The following is a 17409-nucleotide window of genomic DNA, read 5'->3' on the forward strand; positions in this document are numbered from 1 at the left end:
ATCATTGTTCACGTTGAGTTGTACCCCAATATGCGGGCGAACGTGTATGAGAACGCAATCTTTTAGGAAGGCTTAAGTTCTGTTGCAGGCCCAAAAGGACCCGGTCTACGTCAAAACCACCACAAAGGTGCCTGTCCCCTTTGTGGTGGAAATCTAGTCCTTAAACAGATAGCCCACGCCGCGGACGGTGGTGATGTGCGCCGCGATCTGCGGGCCCACCTTGGAGCGGATGCGTCGGATGTGCACGTCAACGGTACGCGTGCCGCCGCAGTACTCAAAGCCCCATACGCGGTGCAGCAGCACCTCGCGGCTGTAGGCGCGGTTGGGGTGCGTTGCCAAAAAGCTCAGCAGCGAGTACTCCATCAGCGTCAGGTCGATAGGCTCGTTATCGAGTGTCACCTGGTAGGTTGCCAGGTTAATCTCGAGGTTATCGATATTGAGCACATCGTCGGCGGCGACGGTCTCCTCCTCGCCCATCAGACGCTGCGCTCGAGCCTTAAGCTCGTTGGGCGTCGCCGTGGGGCATACAAAGTCGGCATGCGCGTGATTAGGCAGGCGCAAGGTACCGAGCGCCTCGTCGTCGACGATCACCAGCATGGGAACGCCGCCGCGATCGTCGAGCCATTTGGCAATCTGATCGATGCGGTCGCTGCGGATACCATCGGAATCGAGAATCAGCAGGTCAAAGTCGTGCGCCGCAGTCGGCGAATCGGGAGTTGCCAGGCTCACCTCGACACCCAGGGTGGTCGTCAAGCTGCGGGCAAACTCGTGGAAGCGCGTCGTGCGCGCCATGAACAGGGCACTCTTTTCGGACATATCGGCCTCCAAAGAAATGAGCTCAATCGTACTGGAACAAGCCAGCGCGATTAGGAGTTCGCCAGGTAGTGCTTGATCTCCCACTCGGTGATCGTAGACTCAAATTTATGCCACTCGTCGCGCTTCTTTTTAAGGAAGAAGCTGTGGATGTGCTCGCCGAGGGCATCCTTCATAAACTGCGAGTCCTCAAACACGTCGAGTGCCTCTTTGAGCGAGCGCGGCAGCGGCGTGTAGCCGGCCTCGACCATCTGACGGTCGGTAAGCTTGAGCGTCTCGGCCGTGGCCTCGGGCGGGAGCTCCAGCTTGCGCTCGATGCCGTCGAGACCAGCCGCCAGCGTGACGGCGTTGACCAGATACGGGTTGGCCATGGGGTCGGGGCTGCGAAGCTCGATGCGCGTGGACAGCTGCTTGCCGGGCTTGTAGACCGGGATGCGGACCATACTCGCGCGGTTGCGCAGGCCCCACGTGGCGTACTGCGGCACGGAGTCGCCACCCGTGGTGATGCGCTTGTACGAGTTGACCGTGGGGTTGGTGATGGCGCTAATCTCGCGCGCGTGCGCCAGGATGCCGGCCATGTAGTGCTTGGCGATATCGGAGAGGTGGTACTTCTCGTCGTCTTCGCCCCAAAAGACGTTGTTGCCGTCGTGGTCGAATAGCGACTGGCACAGGAACATAGCGCTGCCGTCCTCGCCCGCCAACGGCTTGGGCATAAAGGAGGCGTGGCACCCGCTCTCGTAAGCCTGCTGCTTAATGATGAGCTTTGCCGTGGTGATGGCGTCGGACATGCTCAGGGCCTCGGCGTGGCGCAGGCTCATGCCGTGCTGCGAGCGGCCGGCGGCGTGGAAGGTGTACTCCACGGGCACGGACATCTTCTCGAGCGTGAGGACCGTGTTGCGGCGCAGGTCGCGAGCGGCATCGCTCACCGAAAGATCGAAGTAGCCCACGTTGTCGAGCGGCTCGGGGGTGTGTTCGTCGGGGAAGTAGTAATACTCCAGCTCAGCGCCCACGTTGAGCAGATAGCCGGCCTTCTCGGCCCTGTAGAACATGCGGCGCAGGGCATCGCGCGGGTCGCCGGCAAACGGCTTGCGATCGGGAGTGCACACGTCGCAGAACACGCGGGCGACGCCGTTATGGCTCGGGCGCCACGGCAGAATCTGGAAGGTCGAAGCATCGGGAAACGCCAGCATGTCGGCTTCCTCGGGCGTGGCAAAGCCCTCGATGGCGGAGCCGTCAAAGCCAATACCCTCCTCAAAAGCGACCTCGAGGTCCTCGGGGCTAATGGCAAAGTTCTTGAGGCGGCCGAGAATATCGACAAACCACAGACGCACAAAGCGGATGTCACGCTGTTCTACGGAGCGGAGTACGTAATCGATGTTCTGCTGGTTCATGTCGCTCCCCTTTCTTTCGGGCGGGTTTCGACTGATCTATATCGCAGATACTATCGCAGAAAAATGTTTCCGCAGGGTTAAAGCGTATCAAGCGCTCAAAAAACGTGTGCGAACAGGCAGTTGCGAACGAGCGGCTAGCGTTCAGATTCGGAGACAATTTGTCTACAGGCTCGTTCCAGCGCAGGGAACTCCATCGTCACTGCATCCCAAACAACCGAGCGGTCGACATTGCCGTAATCATGCGCAAGATAATTTCTCATGCCGATAATTCCACGCCATTCAATTTCGGGATGAAGCCGCTGCGAGCGTTCCGACAATTTGCCCGCTTCTTCCGTCACCCTAAGCGCACACATCAAAAGGGAGTCCGCCAACGCCCTCGTCCGCACGTCATTCGCATGCAGAAACTGGTCCTCGGTGATATCAAAAGCCTTGATGCGCTCGTTCGTTTCGGAGATGGCCTCCAAAACCTCTTGGGCGCGAAGGCTGTCTGACTTACGCGCGATCATAAAGGATCACTCCTTCGCGCTCGATTACCGCGGCAAGTTCGTCATCAAGATGATCACTAGAGACGAGATCAACCTGCCTCCCGGTTTCTTTGCGCACCGCCTCGCCAAACGCCGACAGCGCAAAAAGACCAAAGCCCTGCTCGCGATCGACTTCGAGACGCAAGTCAATATCACTATCGGCATGCGCCTCGCCACGGGCATACGAACCAAATAGAATCACGGTTTTGATGGCGGGAATCGTGCTGGCTGCCTCGCGGACGGCGGACTCAATCTGGGCAGTATCCAAAATGCCCGCCGCGGCGCTTTCGCTCGCAGAGCTTTTACCAAGTGAAGGAACAAACGGCAGAGAGCGCTCGCGCAGCATCTGCCTCATAAACATATTGACCGCAACAGACGAAGTCATGCCAAGCTCTTCGCACAGTTCGGCAAATGAGTCTTTAATTGACGAGTCCACTCGCACACTCAGCACAGACGCAGCCATGGATACCTCCTGTATGACATTGTCTATATATTATCATACAGACTAGCGCGAGGTCGAAGCGCGGTGTTCGATGTGGCCGGGGACCTCGATACGCTTGGGGGCGAGCTTTGCGGCCTCGCCCACCGTGGTGGTGACGACGTCGATGCGCTCGGACAGACGCTCGACCACGCGCTCGGCAATGGTGAGGGTGTCTTGCGCGGCCGTAGTGACGCCGCCAAAGAGCACGTGGTTCCAGGGGTAGTCATCAAACGTCGCAATCTTAAGACCCGCCGGCAACGAGGGTCCCAGCTGCGCTAGCGCCTCGGTCAGACGCAGGAAAACCAGGCCGTTGACGGCGATGAGGCCGAGCCTTTTGCCCGCATAGCCGCGGATGGTCTCGTCCAAGCGGCCAACGCCCGTGGCACCGCCATCGGCCAAGGTGACAACCTCGCCGGCAAGGCCGCGGTGCAAAAGCTCGTCGGTAAAGGCCTCGGCGCGCTCTCGACGCACGGGGCTGTCGTCGCTTGCCTCGGTGAGCAGGCACAGGCGCTCGCTGCCAGCGGCGGTCAAGGCGTCTACCAGGCCGGCGACCAGCTCACGGTTGTTAGATGTCACCAGATCGACACCGCCGTCGGCAACGTCGCGGTCGAGCAGCACAACGGGCAGGCGCCCCGCGGCCGCGGCGATCGCCTTGTCGTTGCCTCCGCAGGTGTTGACGACCAGGCCGTCCACGCCGGCATCGATAAGTCTGGTGAGCGACTCGGCCTCCTTGGCGGGATCGTTGCCGCTAATGGCCGTCATGAGCGAGCAGCCGCGCGCGGCGGCACTGGCGGAAAGGCCCTCGAGCATAGCGCTGGAGAACGGGTTGGCGATGTCGGCCAGGATCACGCCGATGAGGTTGGTGCGCGAGCTGCGCAGATTGCGCGCGGCAGCACGTGGGCGATAGCCGGTGCGCTCGATAACCGCCGCGATGCGAGCGCGGGTTTCCTCGGTCATCTGCCCGGGGCGGTTGTTGAGATAGCGCGAGACCGTGGCCGGGCTCACGCCCGCCTCGGCGGCAATGTCCTTGATTCTCATCTGCGCCATGGCGCACCCCGTTTCCCAATTGTCAGCAGTCTGAGCCATTTTAGGCATTTTTTTAAAAATCTCGCTTGCAAAACGCTGTAGGTGAGTATACTACAACTCGAAACGAAACCGATTTCGTAAACCGATTTCGGCAAGCGTTGGCGCGGAGGTGCAAAGATGTACCCTACCGTCTTGGCACCTCCGCGCCAACGCCATATCAAAGGTGTACGCACGAGCAAGAAGGAGCTGCGCGACCATGGGTAAAACGGTTCTTACCTTCGGCGAAATCATGATGAGGCTCTCGCCCAAAGATCATCTGCGCATTGAGCAGGCAACCGAGTTTGACGTCCGCTACGGTGGCGCCGAGGCCAACACCGCTCTTTCCCTGGCCTACCAAGGCGACAAGGCCGCTTACGTATCCGTTGTCCCGGCCAACCGCCTAGGCGAGTGCGCGCTGCGCTCGCTGAAGGCCTACGGCGTCGACACAACGCGCGTCGTGCGTCAGGGCGACCGTCTTGGCTCCTATGTGTTTGAGGTCGGCGCCTCGCAGCGCGGCAACGGCTGCGTCTACGACCGCAAGTTCTCTGCCATCAACATGGCCAAGCGCGACGTCTTTGACTGGGACGAGATCCTCAAGGGCATCGATGTCTTCTATTTCTCCGGCGTGACCCCCGCCGTCTCCGATGAGATGGCCGCCGCCTGCAAGGATGCGCTCGCCGCCTGCCGCGCCAAGGGCATCACCACCGTGTGCGACGTGAACTATCGCGGCAAGATGTGGTCGCCCGAGAAGTCGCAGGCCACCATGAAGGAACTCCTGCCGCTCGTCGACATCTGCATCGCCAACGACGAGGATGCGCCCGCCGGCCTCGGTATGACCTGCGTCTCTGGCTCCCTTGCCCACGGCATCGAGGAGCGCGACACCTATGTCGAGATGGCCCGTCAGATCTGCGCCGAGTACGGCTGCAAGAAGGTCGCCTCGGTCGTCCGCAACATCTCCTGCGTCGAGCGCTCCATCTGGATGGGCATGCTCTTTGAGGCCGAGAGCGGCGAGCACTGGTTCTCCCCTGCTCACGACGTGCACGTACTCGAGGGCGTTGCCGCCGGCGACGCTTTCAACGCCGGCCTCGTCCATGCCCTCATCAACGACTTTGACCCGCAGGACGCTGTCAACTACGCGATTGCAGCCTCGATCCTCAAGCTCACTATCAAGGGCGATTCCAACTTGGTGACCGCAGACGAGATCGCAGCCGCGGCATCCGCCGCCGACGGTGGCACCCGCGTCGCCCGTTAATTCGTTCCCCATTCCGCGGGCCGCAGCTTTCCAATCCCATACCCCTGCGGGCCGCTCCCCGATTCCTCCGGCCGGGCAAAACCACCAGTCCCATTCCGGTTTTGCCTGGCATTCCCTACATGACTGGTCGAGCAGCCGGTTTTGGAATTGCTTGAACCCCAAGCAGTGCCTCCGATAACCAATCCAAAATCGGCTCCTGACCAGCACATTTGGCAATCACGCGCCCATGCGCGCCACACATCGAAAGGAACATCATGTTCGATCAGTTCTACACCACGCTTGAGTCCCTGGGCATCGTGCCGGTCGTTGTGCTCGACAAGGTCGAGGACGCCGCTCCGCTCGCCCACGCCCTTATGGCAGCTGGCATGAAGTCCGCCGAGGTCACCTTCCGCACCGCCTGCGCCGCCGAGTGCATCGCCGCTATGGCCGAGGCCGAGCCCGAGATGTGCGTCGGCGCCGGCACTGTCCTGACCGTCGAGCAGGTCGAGCAGGCCCGCGCAGCCGGTGCCAAGTTCATCGTCTCCCCGGGTTACAACGAGGACGTCGTGAAGCACTGCATCGACATCGACCTGCCCGTCCTTCCCGGCACCGTGACCCCCTCCGAGGTCACCGCAGCCGAGAACCTGGGCCTCAAGGTCACCAAGTTCTTCCCCGCGTCCCAGTATGGCGGCCTGAACACCATCAAGGCCCTCGCCGCTCCGTTTGTCGGTCACCGCTTTATGCCTACCGGCGGCGTGAGCACCGCCAACGTCGAGGAGTACCTGAGCTCCTCCGCCATCATCGCCTGCGGTGGCACCTGGATGGTCAAGCCGGCCCTGTTTGCCGACGGCGACTTCTCCAAGGTCGAGCAGATCGCCCACGAGGCCATGGACGTCGTCGAGAAGGTCCGCGGCTAGGTTTAGCTCTCTATCGTGAAAGGGGGGCGTGCCCTAAACCTCGCCCCCTTTCTTTTAAAGCGGCTCGGAAGCGCGCCGTTTCCGTCACGAACAAGAACCAAAACCGTCTTGTATGCTGATAGAACGTGACGGAAGCGACACGCCTCCAAGCCGCTTTGCCTACTCGGCTGGCCGTCGCGCTCAACTAAGCCACTTCGACAAAAGCCGAGCCACCAAAACAGCTGCGGTGCCGTCTGGAGGAATGGACCCTTGCTTCCGGTCTTTTCCTCCAAGCGGCGCCGCAGCTTTTTCGTGCCCCGATGTGCCCCGTCACTTGCGGTGGAATACGGACTGCCTACACCATCAGAGCCGCAAAACAATCCCTATTTCACCGCAACTAAATAAAGGGACAAATTAGATGGCCGAGTCTTTGGACAGCTCAAAATAGTCGGGATGCAAGGCGATAACCGGGCCCTGCTCCTCGGGCATCAGGTGCAAGTGCGTCTCTGCCAGATAGCTCGCCGTGTCGGTATCGCCCCTCTTAATGGCCTCGAGAATCCGGCGATGCTGCCGACGAATCGGCTCCCAATCCAGGTCCTGCGACACCATACGCAACCAGTTGTATCGCTCAAAATGTGTGTTGATGCTCTTCATCCAATCCCACAACATGTGACGACCGGCAATCTCAAAACACGTCTCATGGAACAGGTTATCCAGGTCAAAGAAGCGGCGCGTTTCGCCATGGTCGAGCGACTCGGACTCGGCAAGAATCTGCTCGAGCCGATGCTTTTGCTCGGGCGTAGCAGCCGAACAGCATTTAATAAGCACGCTTCTCTCGAGCTTCTCGCGCAAGAAACAGGCGTTCTCGGCGCGCTCCATGCTGATTTTTGAGACATAGGTGCCGCTTTTGGGACGCGTTTCCACCAGCTCCTGCTCACGCAGGCGCACAAAGGACTCGCGAATGGGCGTGCGCCCGATTCCCGTCTCCTTTTCCAGACCAATCGCCGAAAGGCGCGTGCCGGGCTTGAGCTCGGCATAGATAATCTTGGAGCGTAATGCGTTGTATGCCTGATCTTGCAGGCTCTGATAATGCTGGAGCTGTTCCATAAAGCCCTCGGATAAACCCTCGGTTAGTCGAATACCACCATGCAATACTATCGCATCGACACGCCCCAGCTCCCAATCAGTCTTTTTGGGACGGGGCTCTTTTAGCTACCCTGGCCCGCAGATCGGCCCCCTTGCCACAAAAGTGGCCCATCTACTACGTTAACACGGACAGCCTCGGCCATACCGAAAACCGTGAAAACAAAACCGCAGGTAGGCAGCTTGTCGATTTTCGAAAAAGCCGGCTATGGTTGACCTCTGCGGCTTAAACGTAGTAGATAGGCCCTATTCGTGGCACAGCACCACTCCATCCCAAATTGGCACCCCGAGCCCTCGTGAGTTGCCAACAAGCTGTTCGACCAGCGCTTTATCCGCGCGGCATTTGGAAAATAGCACCACCGCAAAACCCGCGAGTAGCGCTTACTTTGCTATATCTCACTATATTTTGCTATATCTTGCTATACTTTGCTATATCTTGCTATATCTTGAGCAAAGGTGGCTCACATGCAAACAAACCCTTTTAAGCCCACAGCAGGTAAAACACCTCCCACGATTATCGGCCGCGAAGATGTACTTGAAGAATTCAGTGAAGGCCTCACCAACGGGCCTGGTGCCCCTGGGCGCCTAATGCGCATAGCCGGCGTCCGTGGAACGGGCAAGACGGTCCTCCTTGACGAGTGCTCACGTTTGGCGCAAAGCCGTGGCTGGACGGTCATAAAAGAGGTCGCAACCGAGGGACTTTGCCAGCGCATTCTCGAACAGCTGCAGCCCAAATTCCAGGCCAAACACGCCAGATTTGAGCCCACCGTAGCTGGCATATCCATCGGCAGCATAGATATTGAGCGAATCGGCCCATCGCTACGCGACGCCATGAGACAGACAATATCCAAGAATGGAAATGGCCTGCTCATCACTCTCGACGAGGTTCAAGACGCAGAGCTCGATGAGGTCCGAACGCTCTCCATTGCGATTCAGCAGGTTATCGGAGAAGACCTTGATATCGCCTTTGTTTTTGCTGGGCTGCCTTCGATGATTGAAAGCATCATCAACGGAAAGACACTTACGTTTTTGCGCCGTGCCCTCCCCTTTGATCTGAAGGCTGTGGCAGTAACCGAAGTGTCGTACTCCCTCGAGGAAACCATTGAAGCGTCTGGCATGGAGTTGCAGCCAGGTATTGCCGGCCAACTTGCCGAGGCAACGCAAGGCTATCCTTTCATGATCCAACTCGTTGGATACTACGCATGGCAGTTGGCAAGACGTGCACATACAGCGATTATTGGAGAAGAAGAAGCCGAGCGTGGCATTGCAACGGCACGCGAACGCTTCTGCGCCATGGTGATTGAGCCCGCGCTGCGGCGCATTCCGCCCACGTGCATCGCTTATCTGCTGAGCATGGCGTCTTTGGGGCAGACGAGCTCGACTAGCATGGTTGCCGATGGCCTAAACAAAACGCCTCAACAGGTGAGCTCCGTCCGCAGCCGCCTGTTAAGAGAATCGATTATCGAGGCCCCCTCGTACGGCAAGGTCTCATTTGCCATCCCCTACATGCGCAATTACCTCTACGAACACAAAGCCGAACTGGAAGTTGAACTGTAGAAACGGCAACTGCCCTGCAAGACGAAAACCGTTTTCGTACGGATTAAAGCAGACGTAAACGATTTTCGTCTGTTTTACGTTCGGAAATAAGACGCAAATTGCACTTTCGTATGGTTTTACGCCAAACGCAACACGCTTTCGTCCGGCCATGCGTCCCCAATCCAGACGAAAAAGGCCCCGAGCTCGTGTGAGCTCGGGGCTCTTTGTGCCGCGCATCTATGAGAGGAGATATTTGATGCGCATGGGCGCTACTCCATGTAGCCACCCTGAATGGCGGAAACTGCATGCTCAGTAAAGAACTTGAGCGTGCCGGAGGTATAGCGATTAGCCTTGGGCTTCCAAGCGGCTCGACGCTCGGCCAGGACGGCGTCGACCTCGGCCGGCTCCATCTCCTTACCGGCGATGCCCACGATGGACAGCGAGCGCTCGGGGATGTTGATTCGGATAAGGTCGCCTTCCTCGATCAGGGCAATCGGGCCGCCCACGGCAGCCTCGGGCGAAACGTGACCGATAGCCGGACCCTTGGAGGCGCCGGAGAAGCGGCCGTCAGTGATCAGGGCAATGCTCGCGCCCAGCTCGGGGTCGCTGGCGATAGCTTCGGTGGTGTAGAACATCTCGGGCATACCGGAACCCTTGGGTCCCTCATAGCGAATGATAACGGCATCGCCGGGCTTGACCTCGTGCGTCAGGACGGCGTGAATGGCGTCCTCCTCGCAGTCGAACGGACGGGCCTTGAGCGTAGCCTGGAACATCTCGCGCGGAACGACGGTGTGCTTGACGACCGCGCCCTCGGGAGCAAGATTGCCGTGGAGGATGGCGATGGAACCGTCGGTGCCGAAGGCCTGGTCAAACGGACGGATGATGTCCTCGCGCTTGAGATTCCACTTCTCAAGGTAACGACCGCACTTCTCGTAGTAACCGTTGTTCTTGAGGTCCTCGAGGTTCTCGCCGAGAGTCTTGCCGGTGACGGTCATGACGTCGAGGTGGAGCATCGACTTGATCTCCTCCATGATGCGCGGCACGCCGCCCGCATAGTAGAAGAACTGCGCCGGCCACTCACCTGCGGGACGGACGTTGAGCAGGTAGTGGGCACCACGGTGCAGGCGATCGAAGTCGTCGGCGGACATCTCGATGCCAAACTCGCGGGCAATCGCGGGGATGTGCAGCAGCGAGTTGGTGGAACCGGAGATGGCGCCGTGGACCATGATGAGGTTCTCGAAGGACTCCTTGGTCACGATGTCACGCGGACACAGGTTGTGCTCGGAGAGCCACACGGACTGGCGGCCGGCCTCGCGGGCAAACTCGCGCAGGTCGGAGCTGGTAGCGGGCAGCAGGGCGGTACCGGGAAGCATAAGGCCCAGGGCCTCAGCCGTGACCTGCATGGTCGAGGCGGTACCCATAAAGGAGCAGGCGCCGCAGCTGGGGCAGGCGTTATGCTTGGCGAACTCGAGCTCCTCGCGGGAGATCTCGCCGCGCTCATAGCGGGCCGAGATGGCGCCGAGCTGCTCCAGGGTCAGCAGGTCGGGGCCGGCATCCATGACGCCGCCGGTAACGACGATGGAGGGGATGTTGATGCGGCCCATGGCCATGAGGTTCGCAGGCAGGCCCTTATCGCAGCTGGCGACAAAGACGCCGGCGTCGAACGGGGTGGCCTTGGCATGAATCTCGATCATGTTGGCGATCATGTCGCGGCTGGGCAGCGAGTAGTTAATGCCGTCGTGGCCCTGGGCCTCGCCGTCGCAGATATCGGTGCAGAAGTAACGGGCACCGTGACCGCCAGCCTCGGCAACGCCGGCACGGACCTCCTCGACCAACTCAAACAGACCGGCAGAACCCGGGTGCGAGTCGCCGAACGTCGACTCGATAATGACCTGCGGCTTGTCCAGATCTTCGATGGACCAGCCAGAGCCCAGACGCAGCGGGTCCATCTCGGGGCTGATGGTGCGAAACTTGCCGGAACGCGGCTGCAGCTTGGCAACCAAGTCGGCTGCCTCCTGCTGAATCTGTGCCTTGATCTTCTCGTCCATGATGCTCTCCTCTTTTGATTTGAACGGTTGTACCAATCGTTGGTTAATGAATCAGGTGTAAATGGGTACCGAGCGATGCCCTCGGCAAAAGATGCTTAGCTACGCGAACTAGGCGAAGAACGAAATCACCAGGGCGCAGGCAAGACCCGAAAGGCCGATGAGCGTCTCCATAATGGTCCAGGACTTGAGGGTGGTCTTCTCGTCAATCTCCAGGAACGAGGAGCACATCCAAAAACCGGCATCGTTGACGTGCGAGAGGGCCGTGGCACCGCCGCAGATGACAAGACAGATAGCGGCACGCATGAGCACTGAGGCTCCGGCAACCGCGGGCATGGCGGCCATAATGCCCGATGCCATGGTCATAGCGACGATGGAGCTGCCGACAGAGGCACGCACCATGACGGCGATCAAAAAGGCAACGACCACCAAGGGCAGCGGTGAAGCCTCGAGCATGGGCCCAATAACCTGGCCCAAGCCGCAGTCCTGCAGCATCCAGCGAATGACGCCGCCGCAAGCGATAACCAGCAAGATCATGCCGACGGGCTTAAGAGAGCGGTCGAGCAAGGCCTTGAGCTCGGCGCCGGAGTAGCCGCGGCGCGCGCCCAGCAGATACATCGCGACGAGCGTGGCGAGCGTCAAAGCGACGAACGGCTTACCCAGGAAGGCAAAAATCGAGGCGAGCTCGGCGGGCATGGGGATATAAGAGGACAACGTGCCCAGCAAAATCAGACAAAGCGGCGTGAGCACGATGGCAAGCACCATGCCAAAGGAGGGAAGCTCCTTTTCGTCGCTCGCGCCCTCGGCAGAGGTAAAGTGTTCCGGAACATCGGTAAAGATGCGACCGCCCACATTGCGGCCCCAGATGACGCCGGCAATCGCCATGGCGATGAAGGCAGTGGGGATACCGACGAGAATCATGGTGCCCAGGTCGACACTGAGCGTGCCGGCGACCAAAACCGACCCGGCCGATGGCGGCACAAACGCATAGCCAGCGGCAAGTCCCGCGAGCAGCGCGATGCCGTAGTAGAGCGTCGACTTTTTGGTCTGCGATGCCACGCTAAACGCAAGCGGAATCAAAACGACCACGCCGGCCTCAAAGAACACCGTGGTGCCGATGACCAGACCGGTGATGCCCAGCGCCCAGCTGGAGTGGCCCTGGCCAAAGGTGTTAATGAAGGTCTGGGCGATCTTCTTGGCGCCGCCGCTCTCCTCCAAAATCTGGCCAAACATCGATCCCAGGCCAATGAGCAGGGCGATGTTTTGCAGCGTGGTGCCCACGCCCTTGGTGACGGTGTCTGCCACCATGTCGAGCGGCATGCCGGCTCCGATACCGATCACGAGCGCCGAGACCATCATCGACAGCACGGGGTGCAGCTTGAACTTGATGATGAGCGCAAGCAGCAGCGCGATGCCCACGATGGCGGCGATGACCAACCTGGTGGGGTCAGCCATAAACGTTGGGTCTGACATCTTTCCTCCAATTCATCAGACCTTTTGAATTCGTCTGATGACTATAGCGTGTTTTGGAAAGGTCTGATGTTTCATTTTGAAATTTGTTCGAAATACATCTGATGTATTTGGTAAACGGTCGTATTTGCGCTGCGAACGGTATATCTAAGCCGCCCGACTCAAATCCAGCGGCCAATATCACATCCGTGGTGCGCTAAAATAGCTCAGATGAATTTTGTAATGAAAGGTATAGCTATGGCCCGCGCCGAATCGGGACTCCCCGAGCAAATATCGGAGAAAATCATTCAATTGATTCTGGATGAACACCTTGAGCAAGGCGATCGCCTGCCTAAGGAAACCGTGCTGGTCGAGCGCTTGGGCGCCGGCAGGAGCACCGTGCGCGAGGCCATGAAGTTGCTGCAGTCGCGCAATATCGTGCGCATTAAGCAGGGTTCGGGCACCTATGTGGCGTCAAACCCCGGCGTTGCCGACGACCCGCTGGGCTTTACCTTTATCGACGACAAGCAGCGTCTGGCGCGGGACCTACTCGAGGTGCGCTTTATGGTCGAGCCGCAGATGGCACGCATGGCAGCCGAGCACGCAACCAACGACCAGGTCGTCTGTATCAAAGAGCTCTGCGACGAATCCGAGCGCCTGGCCGAGGCCGGTGAGGATTACTCCGCCGCCGACACCGCGTTCCACAATGCCATTGCCGAGAGCTCCGGAAACCTCGTCGTTCCCCGCCTGATGGGCGTGCTCAAGGCATCCGTCCCCCTCTTTATCGACGTGACCGGCAAAAAGCTCGTCGAGGAAACTATCCGCACGCACCGCGATGTGGCCGACGCCATCGCCTCGCGCAATCCCACCGCCGCGCACGACGCGATGTATCTGCACCTGGTGTATAACCGCAACATGATCGCAGAGGGCACGCAGGAACAGGGCGAATAAACGTCCGTGCGGCAAGGACAAGACTGCCGTTCGCCTTTTAAAAGTGAACGTTCACCTGATTTTAGGAAATAAGGGGTGGCTATTACGCCGCTTCACCTATACTGACCTTGTATGAGAAGCATGACTTTTATAGATGAACGTTTCTTTTGAAAGGATCGCTATGTCTGATCTTATGGACAGCTTCCGCCTGGATGGCAAGGTCGCGCTCGTGACCGGCGCCACCTACGGCATTGGCATGGCCATTGCCGAGGCGCTCGGAGAGGCCGGCGCCAAAATCGCCTTTAACGCCCGTCACGCCGACAAAGTAGCCGAGGCCGAGAAGCACTACCGTGAGCTGGGTTTTGACGCTCACGGCTATGTTGCCGACGTCACCGACGAGGCCGTCGTTGCCGAGCTCATCGCCAAGATCGAGGCCGACTTTGGCACCACACCCGACATCCTGGTCAACAACGCCGGCGTCATCCAGCGTACCCCGATGCTCGACATGAGCGCCGAGGACTTCCGCCGCGTCGTCGATATTGACCTCAACGCACCGTTTATCGTGTCCAAGGCCTGCCTGCCCGGCATGATCGCCAAGGGCCACGGCAAGATCATCAACATCTGCTCGATGATGAGTGAGCTGGGCCGCGAGACCATCGCCGGCTATGCCGCGGCCAAGGGCGGCCTGAAGATGCTCACCAAGAACATCTGCTCCGAGTTTGGCGAGGCCAACATCCAGTGCAACGGCATTGGGCCCGGCTACATCGCCACGCCGCAGACCGCGCCGCTGCGCGAGACGCAGCCCGACGGCAGCCGTCACCCGTTTGACCAGTTCATCATTGCCAAGACGCCGGCCGCCCGTTGGGGCACGCCCGAGGACCTGAAGGGCCCCGCCGTGTTCCTGGCTTCCGACGCGTCGAACTTCGTCAACGGCCACATCCTCTACGTCGACGGCGGCATCCTCGCATACATTGGAAAGCAGCCTCAATAAGCGTCACCGCAACTGCCCACATCAGGTTTCATCCACTCGTTTTTCATTTGAGTTGCGGTGAGATAAGGATTGGTTTTGGCTTCTATCAGGCAAAACAGTCCGTATTCCACCGCAAGTTAGAAATAGGAAGGTAATTCGCAATGAAAATCGCTCTGATCAACGAAAACTCTCAGAACTCCAAGAACCCTATGATCGAGGCTGCCCTTAAGAAGGTTGTCGAGCCCATGGGCCACACCGTCTTTAACTATGGCATGTATGCCGACGCCGACTCCAAGCCCCTCACCTATGTGCAGAACGGCATCCTGGCCGCCGTGCTGCTCAACTCCGGCGCTGCCGACTACGTCGTGACCGGCTGCGGCACCGGCGAGGGCGCCATGCTCGCCTGCAACTCCTTCCCCGGCGTGCTGTGCGGCCACGTTGCCGACCCGCTCGACGCCTACACCTTTGCCCAGGTCAACGATGGCAACGCCGTCGCCATGCCCTTCGCCCTCAAGAACGGCTGGGGCCAGGAGCTCAATCTCGAGTACACCTTCGAGAAGCTCTTTGGCTTTGGTTCGGGCAACGGCTATCCTGCCGAGCGTGTTGAGCCCGAGCAGCGCAACAAGAAGATCCTCGACGGCGTCCGCGCTGTGACCATGCGTCCGCTCGTCGACATCCTGGACGAGCTCGACCAGGACCTGGTGAAGGGCGCACTTGCCGGCGAGCACTTCCAGGAGTACTTCTTTGCCAACGCAACCGACGAGGCCATCATCGCCAAGGTCAAGGAGATCCTAGGCCTCTAATCGCACAACTCATTGCAGCTAACGCAAGCGGCGGTCGTCCCACGTACGGGACGACCGCCGCTTTTTACTATCTACCGACTGACGCCGCGGGGACAGGCCCCATGCACCAAGGGATTAACTAGAGCTCGCAGGCAACCTTATAGCCATCGCCGATGGCATCGCGGATGTTGCCACACTTGTTGGCATCGCCCAGCACGTGGGTGGCAACGCCGGCAGCGGCAAGGTCGTCGGCCAACTTGGTATTGGGACGGTAGCCCATCGCCAGCACCAGCGTATCGGCACCGGTGATGGTGTGGACCTCGCCGTCCTTTTCGTAGCTGATGGTGTCCTCGGTGATCTCGGTCACCTTGGCCTCGGTCAGCACGTGGACGCCCTTGGAGAGCATGCGCGTGATGAGCACCGCGCGACCGGCGCCGCCCTCGTTGGCGGCGAGCGTCTTGGTCATCTCGATGACGGTGACGTCGCGATTGGCCGGCGACAGATCGTTGACCAACGGGGCCAGGTAGTCAGCCGTCTCGCAACCGACGGTGCCGCCGCCCACGATGACAATCTTCTTGCCCGGGAAAGCCTTGCCGCCCAACAGGTCGTCAGCCGTCATGACCTGCTTAAATCCCTGCATGAAGGCCGGGGCGATGGGCTCGGCGCCATAGGCCAGGACGACCTCGTAGCCGGCGTAGTCACGCTGAATGTCCTCGGCAGTAAGCTCGGTGCCAAATACGCACTTCACGCCGACCTCGGCCAGGCGACGGTACTGATACTTGATCACGCGGGTGAGTTCCTGCTTTGCCGGCGGAACGGCCGCGATGCGCATCTCGCCACCCGGCTCGTCCTGCTTATCCACGAGCACTACGTTGTGGCCGCGCTTGGCAGCAATGTAGGCTGCCTCCATGCCCGCAGGACCAGCGCCCACAACCAGCACGTTCTTAGCCTCGGCGGCAGGCTCGTAGCCGGCCTCGTCGCGCTCAACATCGGGATTGACGGTGCAGGAGATGCGCTTGCCAAACATAATGCCGTTCAGGCAGCGCAGGCAGCCGATGCAGGGGCGGATGTCGTCGGCGTTGCCGGCAGCGGCCTTATTGCAGAACTCGGCATCGCACAGGTTGGCGCGGCCCATCATGCAGATGTCGGCAGCGCCGTCCTCGATCAGCTCCTCGGCGATCCAGGCCTCGTTGATGCGGCCGACGGTGGCGACAGGAATGTTGACGTGCTTTTTGATCTCGCGCGAGCAGGCAGCGTGCGAGGCCTGCTGGGTACCGGCGGCAGGAATCGCGGAACCGCGCTTGATGGTGGTGCCGCCCGAGACATGAATCATGTCGACGCCGGCCTTCTCCAGGCGACGCGAGACGTAGATCATGTCGTTGAGGGTCAGACCGCCATCGGTGTACTCGTCGCCCGAGATACGGACGTCGATGATAAAGTCCTTGCCGCAGCGCTCGCGAATCTCGGCGATGACCTCGAGCAAAAAGCGCATTCGGGCGTCGAGCGAGCCGCCGTACTCGTCGGTGCGCTTGTTGTAGAGCGGAGTCAAAAAGCCGCCGAGCATACCGTGGGCGTGCGCCGCATGGACTTCGACGCCATCGACGCCAGCCTTCTGCATACGCACGGCAGCGTCGCCAAACTGATGCGTGAGCTCGTGAATCTCATCGACCGTGATAGGACGCGGCGCCTCGCGGGCATAGGACGGGCCCACAAAGGACGGAGCGATCAGGCGAGGCGTGCCCGGAATGTTAAAGGCCATGTAGGCGGGGTGGAAGAGCTGCGGCATGATCTTGCAGCCGTACTCGTGGACGGCCGCGGCGAGCTTTTCCCAGCCAGGGATAAACGTGTCGTCGTAGCAGCACATGTCGCCCGGCAGATAGGTATAGGTGGGCTCGACCGTCACGACCTCGGTGATGATCAGGCCCACGCCGCCCTTGGCGCGGGCACGGTAATGATCAACCAAGTCGTCGGTCACGTAGCCATGATCGGCCAGGTTGGTGGACACCGGCGGCATAAAGACGCGGTTCTTGACCTCGGTCGTACCGACCTTGATCGGGCTAAAGAGCATCGGATAGGCGGAAGACTCCATACAGGGTTCCTTTCGTTTGAGCCGCTCGGCGGCAGTTGCTGACGTATCTATCGTACCAGCAACT

The 17409-nt window shown here is 59.9% G+C and carries 15 protein-coding genes; 6 read left to right on the forward strand and 9 right to left on the reverse strand.

Annotated elements, in window-relative coordinates; all coding sequences use genetic code 11:
• Positions 1-153: 153 nt before the first annotated feature.
• The 5 genes from GPK42_RS01795 to GPK42_RS01815 form a co-directional block, all read right to left on the reverse strand.
• Entirely contained in the window at positions 154-816 is a 663-nt protein-coding gene (locus GPK42_RS01795) for a response regulator transcription factor (protein ID WP_118256204.1), read from the reverse strand.
• Between the two features lie 50 nt (positions 817-866).
• The gene (locus GPK42_RS01800) at positions 867-2204 is read right to left on the reverse strand and encodes a glutamine synthetase family protein (RefSeq protein ID WP_196022687.1); all 1338 of its coding nucleotides are present in this window, start codon (positions 2202-2204) and stop codon (positions 867-869) included.
• Between the two features lie 134 nt (positions 2205-2338).
• Positions 2339-2710, reverse strand: coding sequence for a HepT-like ribonuclease domain-containing protein (locus GPK42_RS01805; RefSeq protein ID WP_195621797.1), 372 nt, complete (start codon positions 2708-2710; stop codon positions 2339-2341).
• Positions 2697-3191: a type II toxin-antitoxin system RelB/DinJ family antitoxin gene (locus GPK42_RS01810; protein ID WP_215693114.1), complete on the reverse strand. Its 495-nt coding sequence runs from the start codon at positions 3189-3191 to the stop codon at positions 2697-2699. Before GPK42_RS01810 ends, GPK42_RS01805 begins: the two co-directional genes overlap by 14 nt.
• A gap of 42 nt (positions 3192-3233) precedes the next feature.
• A complete protein-coding gene (locus GPK42_RS01815) occupies positions 3234-4256 on the reverse strand; it encodes a LacI family DNA-binding transcriptional regulator (RefSeq protein ID WP_215693116.1) in 1023 nt (340 codons plus the stop codon).
• A 235-nt stretch (positions 4257-4491) separates the two neighbouring features.
• On the opposite strand from GPK42_RS01815, the gene GPK42_RS01820 reads away from it, so the two are divergent.
• Together GPK42_RS01820 and eda are read left to right on the forward strand one after the other, a co-directional pair.
• Positions 4492-5526, forward strand: coding sequence for a sugar kinase (locus GPK42_RS01820; RefSeq protein ID WP_215693118.1), 1035 nt, complete (start codon positions 4492-4494; stop codon positions 5524-5526).
• A 254-nt stretch (positions 5527-5780) separates the two neighbouring features.
• Positions 5781-6422, forward strand: a complete 642-nt coding sequence (gene eda, locus GPK42_RS01825) for a bifunctional 4-hydroxy-2-oxoglutarate aldolase/2-dehydro-3-deoxy-phosphogluconate aldolase (protein WP_215693120.1) — start codon at positions 5781-5783, stop codon at positions 6420-6422.
• A gap of 393 nt (positions 6423-6815) precedes the next feature.
• On the opposite strand, the gene GPK42_RS01830 is transcribed toward eda, so the two are convergent.
• The gene (locus tag GPK42_RS01830; protein WP_215693122.1) at positions 6816-7508 is read right to left on the reverse strand and encodes a GntR family transcriptional regulator; all 693 of its coding nucleotides are present in this window, start codon (positions 7506-7508) and stop codon (positions 6816-6818) included.
• A gap of 501 nt (positions 7509-8009) precedes the next feature.
• Here GPK42_RS01830 and GPK42_RS01835 point away from each other — a divergent pair.
• Complete coding sequence (locus GPK42_RS01835) at positions 8010-9101, forward strand: ATP-binding protein (RefSeq protein ID WP_215693124.1); 1092 nt, start codon at positions 8010-8012, stop codon at positions 9099-9101.
• Positions 9102-9349: 248 nt separating this feature from the next.
• Here GPK42_RS01835 and ilvD read toward each other — a convergent pair whose 3' ends face one another.
• Together ilvD and GPK42_RS01845 are read right to left on the reverse strand one after the other, a co-directional pair.
• Positions 9350-11128, reverse strand: coding sequence for a dihydroxy-acid dehydratase (gene ilvD / locus GPK42_RS01840; protein WP_215693126.1), 1779 nt, complete (start codon positions 11126-11128; stop codon positions 9350-9352).
• A 108-nt stretch (positions 11129-11236) separates the two neighbouring features.
• A complete protein-coding gene (locus tag GPK42_RS01845; RefSeq protein ID WP_252200019.1) occupies positions 11237-12598 on the reverse strand; it encodes a GntP family permease in 1362 nt (453 codons plus the stop codon).
• 234 nt (positions 12599-12832) lie between these two features.
• Here GPK42_RS01845 and GPK42_RS01850 point away from each other — a divergent pair, with 234 nt between their 5' ends.
• From GPK42_RS01850 to GPK42_RS01860, 3 genes are all read left to right on the forward strand, one after another.
• Complete coding sequence (locus tag GPK42_RS01850) at positions 12833-13525, forward strand: FadR/GntR family transcriptional regulator (RefSeq protein WP_055286002.1); 693 nt, start codon at positions 12833-12835, stop codon at positions 13523-13525.
• A gap of 160 nt (positions 13526-13685) precedes the next feature.
• Positions 13686-14495: a gluconate 5-dehydrogenase gene (locus GPK42_RS01855; RefSeq protein ID WP_215693128.1), complete on the forward strand. Its 810-nt coding sequence runs from the start codon at positions 13686-13688 to the stop codon at positions 14493-14495.
• Positions 14496-14635: 140 nt separating this feature from the next.
• Entirely contained in the window at positions 14636-15277 is a 642-nt protein-coding gene (locus tag GPK42_RS01860; protein ID WP_055285999.1) for an RpiB/LacA/LacB family sugar-phosphate isomerase, read from the forward strand.
• Positions 15278-15395: 118 nt separating this feature from the next.
• On the opposite strand, the gene GPK42_RS01865 is transcribed toward GPK42_RS01860, so the two are convergent.
• Positions 15396-17345: an NAD(P)/FAD-dependent oxidoreductase gene (locus GPK42_RS01865; RefSeq protein WP_215693130.1), complete on the reverse strand. Its 1950-nt coding sequence runs from the start codon at positions 17343-17345 to the stop codon at positions 15396-15398.
• Positions 17346-17409 lie beyond the last annotated feature (64 nt).

This window comes from Collinsella aerofaciens (assembly GCF_018785265.1).
GTDB lineage: Bacteria > Actinomycetota > Coriobacteriia > Coriobacteriales > Coriobacteriaceae > Collinsella > Collinsella aerofaciens_AI.

Coding starts and splice junctions, on each gene's coding strand:
- GPK42_RS01795 (WP_118256204.1), bottom strand. CDS start 816: ATGTCCGAAAAGAGTGCCCTGTTCATGGCGCGCACGACGCGCTTCCAC.
- GPK42_RS01800 (WP_196022687.1), bottom strand. CDS start 2,204: ATGAACCAGCAGAACATCGATTACGTACTCCGCTCCGTAGAACAGCGT.
- GPK42_RS01805 (WP_195621797.1), bottom strand. CDS start 2,710: ATGATCGCGCGTAAGTCAGACAGCCTTCGCGCCCAAGAGGTTTTGGAG.
- GPK42_RS01810 (WP_215693114.1), bottom strand. CDS start 3,191: ATGGCTGCGTCTGTGCTGAGTGTGCGAGTGGACTCGTCAATTAAAGAC.
- GPK42_RS01815 (WP_215693116.1), bottom strand. CDS start 4,256: ATGGCGCAGATGAGAATCAAGGACATTGCCGCCGAGGCGGGCGTGAGC.
- GPK42_RS01820 (WP_215693118.1), top strand. CDS start 4,492: ATGGGTAAAACGGTTCTTACCTTCGGCGAAATCATGATGAGGCTCTCG.
- eda (WP_215693120.1), top strand. CDS start 5,781: ATGTTCGATCAGTTCTACACCACGCTTGAGTCCCTGGGCATCGTGCCG.
- GPK42_RS01830 (WP_215693122.1), bottom strand. CDS start 7,508: ATGGAACAGCTCCAGCATTATCAGAGCCTGCAAGATCAGGCATACAAC.
- GPK42_RS01835 (WP_215693124.1), top strand. CDS start 8,010: ATGCAAACAAACCCTTTTAAGCCCACAGCAGGTAAAACACCTCCCACG.
- ilvD (WP_215693126.1), bottom strand. CDS start 11,128: ATGGACGAGAAGATCAAGGCACAGATTCAGCAGGAGGCAGCCGACTTG.
- GPK42_RS01845 (WP_252200019.1), bottom strand. CDS start 12,598: ATGTCAGACCCAACGTTTATGGCTGACCCCACCAGGTTGGTCATCGCC.
- GPK42_RS01850 (WP_055286002.1), top strand. CDS start 12,833: ATGGCCCGCGCCGAATCGGGACTCCCCGAGCAAATATCGGAGAAAATC.
- GPK42_RS01855 (WP_215693128.1), top strand. CDS start 13,686: ATGTCTGATCTTATGGACAGCTTCCGCCTGGATGGCAAGGTCGCGCTC.
- GPK42_RS01860 (WP_055285999.1), top strand. CDS start 14,636: ATGAAAATCGCTCTGATCAACGAAAACTCTCAGAACTCCAAGAACCCT.
- GPK42_RS01865 (WP_215693130.1), bottom strand. CDS start 17,345: ATGGAGTCTTCCGCCTATCCGATGCTCTTTAGCCCGATCAAGGTCGGT.